Raw genomic sequence first — 6000 nt, 5'->3', positions numbered from 1 at the left:
GGCTGAAACGAGCGTGCTGTTCGAACTGATCGCCGAAAGATACGAGCGCCGTAGCCTCCTCATCACGGCTAACCAGCCGTTCTCGGGCTGGAACGACGTGTTCCCGGATCCCGGCATGACCGTCGCTGCAATTGACCGGCTCGTCCATCATTCGACGATCTTCGAGATGAATGTCGAAAGCTACCGTCGTCGCACCGCCAGCGACAAACAGAACAGCCGGCGCCGACAATCATCCAGCGACAATCAAAAGGAAGGAGCGACAAACATGGCTGAATAACCGCCGACAATCAACCCGGTCGACCGGCCAAGATGGTTGTCGGTAAAGCGGCCATCCTGCTTGACGTTATCCACCGTCTCTAAATCCGTGGCTGTCACGATGCTGCCGCGCTTTGCCATAACCGCTGCCAGTGGCTCTTCGCCGCATCCGAAGCCCAAGCCGCGCTTGCCCGGCGCGAGCATACGGGCCTGCGAAAGTGCCTCGAGCGTATAGACGAACTCCCACTGCTTTCGCGCGAGCCGCGCAGGCGACTTCATCTCCCTGCACCACTGGCGGTAACGGTCGTCAAGACACTGCGATGCCGTACACAACTGGGACGTAATACTAGAAAGAGACGGTTCAGGCGAACCTTGTCCGTCGATGACCAAAGGAGCTGACGTGTAGCGCGCATTCCATTCGCGTTGAGTACGCGTGCGCCAGTATCGTTCCTGATACGCAAGTCTCGCCGCTCGGATGACGGATGCGGTTCCGGTGGCATCCGCGACGCGGCGCAATGTAGTCCGTACTGTAGTTGCTGTTCCCATGACGATTTTGTGCGTAGGCGATTTGCATAACCGCACATTGGCGGTGGTCGGGAGCGTATTTTACGCTGTCCAGCTCCCCATCTCGCTTGGGGTACGTCCAGACATGTATTAGACTCGCTCACAGCGCGGCGTCTGACCCGCGCGCAGTCGATTCCTCGCCTCTTCGGAGGGCTGCGAACCAGTGGAGTCAGATGTGGAACCGGCAGGCGGACGCCTGCAGATTGGAGTGCGAATCGACATCTGGGATGAAGCCCGCCTTGTGCGGGCGTTTGTCCGTCTGGAGCTTGCTCAGTGCCGCAGCCTTTGCCGGCCACTTCCTCGCGAAACCCGCGATCTTCTGGACCGGTGCCTGCTATCTCCGAAATGGAGGGCGAATAGGCGCTCATTCGGAATTCCTGTCTGGAAGCTATCTTCATAGAATCCGGGATAACAGTCGGCGCGACATCTCAGGTGTTGCGACACGTACCGTTAGTACTGTGCATGCCGCCACGCGCACACAGGCATCCCCACTTCCCGACAGGAGCCACAATGCAGCCCGATCATCTCTGGAATATGCTCGTAGGAACCACGATCATCGATTCCGCAATGTCGGGGTACGCGACCCGGGTCGGTCGCCGTCCCATGCCGAGAAGACTGGAAGAACTGCTCGATCTCCGCCAGCTTCCGCCGGACGCATGGACGGATGCGGACCGCGCACTTGTGGCGAGCGTGCGCGATCTGGCAAAGATACTGATGAGCGGACCGCTCCTTCTGAAAGATGCGGCGGAGCTTGGTATCGGCCTCGGCGTCTCAAAAGAACTGATGGTGTGTCTCGCCGCGTTTGCTGAACCCTGCGAAGGCACTGGTGTCGGATCGGATCAGTCGTTGCCGAACGCGCGGGACGTCATGCTATCGAGTCTCCGGGTTCTCTGACGCATGAAGCCACGACAACACAAAGTGGAAATGTAGTTCCCATCAAGAAGCAGTTATGGCATACTGAACTCCTCTCAGGTTCTAGCACGGCCCTCGGATTTGGCTAGAACATTTCGATGCGTCGCGCTGGAAGGTGCGACGCTATTTTTTTGTCTGCGGTGGACGCGCTGAGAAATCTGTCTGAAGACGCGGCGGCTGCTTGCGACTCCAGCCTATCCTTCTGCTGCAGCTTGTCTTTCAAGGTCCGCGCGTACGAGCATCCAGTGCAGTTTCAGGTCCCGCAGCTCGGCGGCGTCTTCTTCGCGGCCCATCCGGCTTACCGCGAGATCAATCAGCTCCGTTATTGCTACGCCCACGGTTAAGAGGGTGGATGCCATGCCGGCGATGTCCGGGCCGAAGAAGTAGCCATGTTGCCCGTCCTCCTCTTTCATGTGCCGGACGAAAGCGCCAAGGGTGGCATGCGCGCCATCGCCCGATGTGTACCGGTAGGCGATTTCGTAGAACAGATCCAGGCCTGTGCGCTGCGCCAGGTCACGATAATTGAGAGAGCGTGGCTTTGGGAACGCAGCCGCCAACTCTGCGAGCTTTGCCTTCAAAAGCTCAAGCGACTTTTCATCGGCTCCAGCGTGTTCCGCGTTCAACTCGAGGATTCGGGTGATGGCACGCATGCTGTGATTCGCATCGTCCTCGCGAAGGATATCGAGCGTGCCCTCCACTGTGACGAGTCCCTTGGCCACTATGACCGTCTCCGCGCACAGGCGCGCCAGCGCTCTTGCCTCAGCCATCGCTCCCCGTTCGATCATCAGGATCGAGCATTGAAACGCACCGGTCGCTCGGGCATACGCCGCGACCGCCCATTTCATTTCGTCCGATATTCCGTTGATCGGGATGGCTTTCATGAGTCGCAGTGCCATACCGTTCGCCCGGTACGCGTATGTAAAGGCGTCGGAGTACGCATCGTGCGCGGCGCGCTTCCACTGGTCTAATTCGTCGGACAAGAATCCGACCTCGTCGAAACTGGGCATCGAGCCTCCGCGGAACCGTTCCAATTGTTAGCCGCCAAAGCGGCCCGCCAGCCGGCGGCTGCTCGCGAGCGCGCGGCGCGACAGGGCCTTTCATGCCGCAGGCAGGCGGTTATGGTCCTCCCGCGCGTCGGTTCGAGGCCTGTCTGACCAGCTGCTCCGGAGAATTGCGAGTTTGACGACATGTACTATAATGTTGGCAGATTCGCACAATCCACGGAGGGAGCCATGATCCAAGTCCATGATGACGCAAACGCGGACGTAGTGCTGCAGCTGCCGCTCCCGCGCGGCACCGATCCGGCTGTCGCGTCTTCCTTGCAAAAGGGGATCGAAGAGCTGCTGCTCGTCGTGTTGGCTACACCTCAATGGGAGACGGGGCTGTTCCTGCGTGCGGATGAAATCGCCCGGGCGTTCTCGGGCTTGTCGGCGCCTGCGGCCCCGTTGATTGAGGAGCGTATCCGGCGCCAGAAGACGATGCGTGAGGTTTTCGGGCGCGGCGATTGGCTCGCTGCGGAACAGATCAATGCGCTGCAGGCTGCGCCTCCTGCCAACAAGGCTCAACCCGCCAGCGACTGGAAGCGGCGAGGGCGGATCTTTAGCGTGACGTTCAACGGCAAGGAATACTTCGCGGGGTACCAGTTCGACGCAATGTGTCAGCCGTTGCCGGTGATCAAAGACATCCTCGAGGCGCTCGGGCCAGTGGAGGATTCGTGGAAGATCGCGGCCTGGTTCCATTTCCCGAACGGATGGATTGCGGGGCGCGGCGCGCATGAAACCGAGCCGGTGGCTCCGCGCGATGCACTCGACCGTCGTGACGATGTCGTTGAGGCCGCCCGTCATATGCATGGGGGGTACGTCGCCTGATGGCCGGCCTCCATGCACCCGGCGCGGCAGAGCCGTTCACTGTCCTCCCCATTACAAGGGAGGATGTGCCCCTGTGGTATCACGCGTATTGCACCCACCCTCACGGTACGACGGCAACGACGTTCTCCGAGGGCTGGGGCAATACACGATTTGCCCCAATCAACCTTCCGGACGGTTCACCTGTCCATACATGGTACGCAGCGAGCTCGTTCGAGTGCGCCATCATGGAGTCGCTTTTCCACGATGTGACGCTCAATCCGCCCGGAGTCTTCGACCTGGATCGGCTTACCCATTTCAGAATCGCGAAGCTGCTCCTGAACGACCCGATCCAGTGCGTCAGCTTCCATACGCCATATTTGCCCGCTCTGGAACTGACGCGTGCCGATCTGATAGACAGCATCCCGGCCATGTATGCGCAGACCCGCCAGTGGGCGCAGGCAGCGCACGATCAGTGTCCCACGGCCGAGGGAATCGCCTACGGCTCCCGCAGGAATGACGCAGGCCGGTGTGTCATGCTCTTTGGTCAAAGACTGTCGTCTCCCGGTCTCTACGCTATCAGCGATGAGTCACTGGCGGTCGATCCGCTCCGGAGCAAGGTATTGCAACTGGCAGACACCCTGAAGATCGCGGTCATTTGACCTCGTTCACTGAGCCATCTTCTGTCCGAATCATGGAACACTACAGCCAACGAGTCCGAGAGAGCATCTTGCCCTTGTCGGTGGGCGATACCCTTCCGAAAGCATTTGAAGAGTGGAGTGTCACCGACGACGTGATCGACCACGAGACCCCGCGAGAGACCTGCGAGTTGTGCGGACAGGAGTCACTGCGGTACCAGTTCGAGATCCGCAACAGCCTGAACGGGAACACCATGTGGATCGGTTCCCAATGCATCCTCCGATTCGGGGTCTCCGTGCTCGAGAGCGGTCGCGTTCTCGCGCACGACGAGGCGAAGAGGAAGCTCCATCGGATCATGGATCAGATGCGCCAGGATTCCTGCATTCGAGCACTGGAGAACCTTGCCGCGTCGGAGGAGAGCGACATCCTGTCGAATGCGCTCGGCTATTTCAAGAAAAATAAATACCTCTCGCCTAAGCAGGCGTTTGTGGTGCTCTGGAGGCTGAAGATCCACAAAATCGACCACAATCCGACATTCTTCAAGATCGATCTGAAGCATGACCGGTTTAAGGCCCAGCTCAAGGAGATGGACGAAAACCGCGTGCACGTCCTGTGGCCTGCCTTAAGCTCATCCCAACGGGAAATGGCAAAGCGTTACGGGCATCGGCCGCCGCCTGTCAGACCTTGAACCGAGCTCGCTGTTCGGTACAGTGGTGAGTGGAAACTCGGCAAGCGACGAAGGAAAATTCGATGACACTTCCCGTCAAGCCTCAAAGGAAGGTGAGGCGCATCCACCTCGCGACCAAAACCGGAGGGCGTTCACGCTGCCGCTATACGTCCCGGCCGAGTGTGCGTGCGACCTTCGTACCGTTGGCCGAGTTCCGGGCGCTGCCGCACGAAGTACGGTGCGTCGAATGCGAAAGGGCGGCAAAGGAAGAAGATGGTTGCACGGCGTCTGCCGTATGAACGGGAAAATCATGAAGGTTTTAGTCGAAAAGTCCGCGCTCGACGCGTTGCTGAAAAGCGCTGTCCCGATGTATGAAGGGAGTACGAACGCGATTGCGGACGAACTCGACCTCGAATCACTCCTCGCGGAGGCCGTGGCCGCCGCGAAGCCGCGCAGGCGTGCGAAGGCAGGCGACAGCAACATCGATCCGCTCGACCAGCTAGTGTCTGTAGTGATCGGCGTTCCCGAATCAATGAACCGGTTCATCAAGGCGCAGGTTTCAGAGGCAGGTACGAACGTGCAGGCATATACACGGGCGGTGTTGCATCTGGCGATGCGTGCTGGTCTTATGGAGCGCGTCACGGCAGCCATGCGTGACACGGCCACCTAAGAATGCGCACGACCAAGCCGAAATATCAGATCGTAAGGGAACGCGGCCGAATCTCGCAGACCCGCACGTATTGAAGGACGGTTAAATTGACGAATATTGCCTCGTTTAGCGCGGCCGCTCTGTACGAACTTGCGAAGAGCCTCCATCCGAAAGGCGTTGTGGACGAAGCCTTTATTCCGGTCGAGATTGAGGGACAGCCCATGGAGCTACGCTACTTCACCGACCGGGGCGACGGATCGGACGTTGAGTTGAGTTTCTTCCGCGCGGACGCGCGCTACGCTCGACGATCGATTATCGTTTGGCAGGATGGACGTATCGATCCAACTGACGATGGAGTCCTGCCCGAGTCTGACAAGCGCGAAGGGGAGAGGCCGGCGACCTTGTCGGCGGAAGATCTCGCGCGTGCTGCGTTCGCGGCCCTTCAGCGATTTTGAGAATTGAACGAAAAA

At 59.4% G+C, this 6000-nt stretch carries 9 protein-coding genes; 7 read left to right on the top strand and 2 right to left on the bottom strand.

Translation table 11 applies throughout. The annotated features are described in order from the left end of the window. Positions 1-277 (top strand): ATP-binding protein (locus HV711_RS28805; protein ID WP_175145455.1); only part of this gene is annotated, 277 nt, incomplete at its 5' end. Here HV711_RS28805 and HV711_RS28800 read toward each other — a convergent pair. Continuing rightward, positions 244-534: a class I SAM-dependent methyltransferase gene (locus HV711_RS28800; RefSeq protein WP_175145453.1), complete on the bottom strand. Its 291-nt coding sequence runs from the start codon at positions 532-534 to the stop codon at positions 244-246. The genes HV711_RS28805 and HV711_RS28800 overlap by 34 nt on opposite strands. 795 nt (positions 535-1329) lie before the next feature. On the opposite strand from HV711_RS28800, the gene HV711_RS28795 reads away from it, so the two are divergent. Then, positions 1330-1713: a hypothetical protein gene (locus tag HV711_RS28795; RefSeq protein ID WP_035483011.1), complete on the top strand. Its 384-nt coding sequence runs from the start codon at positions 1330-1332 to the stop codon at positions 1711-1713. A gap of 212 nt (positions 1714-1925) precedes the next feature. On the opposite strand, the gene HV711_RS28790 is transcribed toward HV711_RS28795, so the two are convergent. After that, the gene (locus HV711_RS28790) at positions 1926-2738 is read right to left on the bottom strand and encodes a DUF5677 domain-containing protein (protein WP_035483010.1); all 813 of its coding nucleotides are present in this window, start codon (positions 2736-2738) and stop codon (positions 1926-1928) included. 225 nt (positions 2739-2963) lie between these two features. On the opposite strand from HV711_RS28790, the gene HV711_RS28785 reads away from it, so the two are divergent. The 5 genes from HV711_RS28785 (at position 2964) to HV711_RS28765 (ending at position 5985) form a co-directional block, all read left to right on the top strand. Beyond that, positions 2964-3599 (top strand): hypothetical protein, encoded by a 636-nt coding sequence (locus HV711_RS28785; protein ID WP_035483008.1) that lies wholly within the window; start codon positions 2964-2966, stop codon positions 3597-3599. Then, on the top strand, positions 3599-4237 hold the full coding sequence (locus tag HV711_RS28780; protein WP_082201526.1) for an RES family NAD+ phosphorylase: 639 nt from the start codon (positions 3599-3601) through the stop codon (positions 4235-4237). The genes HV711_RS28785 and HV711_RS28780 overlap by 1 nt, the downstream gene beginning before the upstream one ends. A 32-nt stretch (positions 4238-4269) precedes the next feature. Beyond that, on the top strand, positions 4270-4902 hold the full coding sequence (locus tag HV711_RS28775) for a hypothetical protein (protein WP_035483006.1): 633 nt from the start codon (positions 4270-4272) through the stop codon (positions 4900-4902). Positions 4903-5128: 226 nt separating this feature from the next. After that, on the top strand, positions 5129-5551 hold the full coding sequence (locus tag HV711_RS28770; protein WP_254604920.1) for a hypothetical protein: 423 nt from the start codon (positions 5129-5131) through the stop codon (positions 5549-5551). Between the two features lie 86 nt (positions 5552-5637). Then, positions 5638-5985 carry a hypothetical protein gene (locus HV711_RS28765; protein ID WP_035483003.1) on the top strand — a complete coding sequence of 116 codons (348 nt, stop codon included), beginning with the start codon at positions 5638-5640 and terminating at the stop codon, positions 5983-5985. Positions 5986-6000: the final 15 nt, after the last annotated feature.

The sequence above is a fragment of the Paraburkholderia phenoliruptrix genome (assembly GCF_902859825.1).
GTDB classification, from domain to species: domain Bacteria; phylum Pseudomonadota; class Gammaproteobacteria; order Burkholderiales; family Burkholderiaceae; genus Paraburkholderia; species Paraburkholderia phenoliruptrix.
Note: the sequence above shows the minus strand (reverse complement) of the source record. Positions and strands in the feature narration are given on the sequence as shown.

Bases quoted from the DNA above. Each gene is read 5' to 3' on its own strand.
- HV711_RS28800 (WP_175145453.1), bottom strand. From the start codon at position 534: ATGAAGTCGCCTGCGCGGCTCGCGCGAAAGCAGTGGGAGTTCGTCTAT.
- HV711_RS28795 (WP_035483011.1), top strand. From the start codon at position 1,330: ATGCAGCCCGATCATCTCTGGAATATGCTCGTAGGAACCACGATCATC.
- HV711_RS28790 (WP_035483010.1), bottom strand. From the start codon at position 2,738: ATGCCCAGTTTCGACGAGGTCGGATTCTTGTCCGACGAATTAGACCAG.
- HV711_RS28785 (WP_035483008.1), top strand. From the start codon at position 2,964: ATGATCCAAGTCCATGATGACGCAAACGCGGACGTAGTGCTGCAGCTG.
- HV711_RS28780 (WP_082201526.1), top strand. From the start codon at position 3,599: ATGGCCGGCCTCCATGCACCCGGCGCGGCAGAGCCGTTCACTGTCCTC.
- HV711_RS28775 (WP_035483006.1), top strand. From the start codon at position 4,270: ATGGAACACTACAGCCAACGAGTCCGAGAGAGCATCTTGCCCTTGTCG.
- HV711_RS28770 (WP_254604920.1), top strand. From the start codon at position 5,129: ATGCGAAAGGGCGGCAAAGGAAGAAGATGGTTGCACGGCGTCTGCCGT.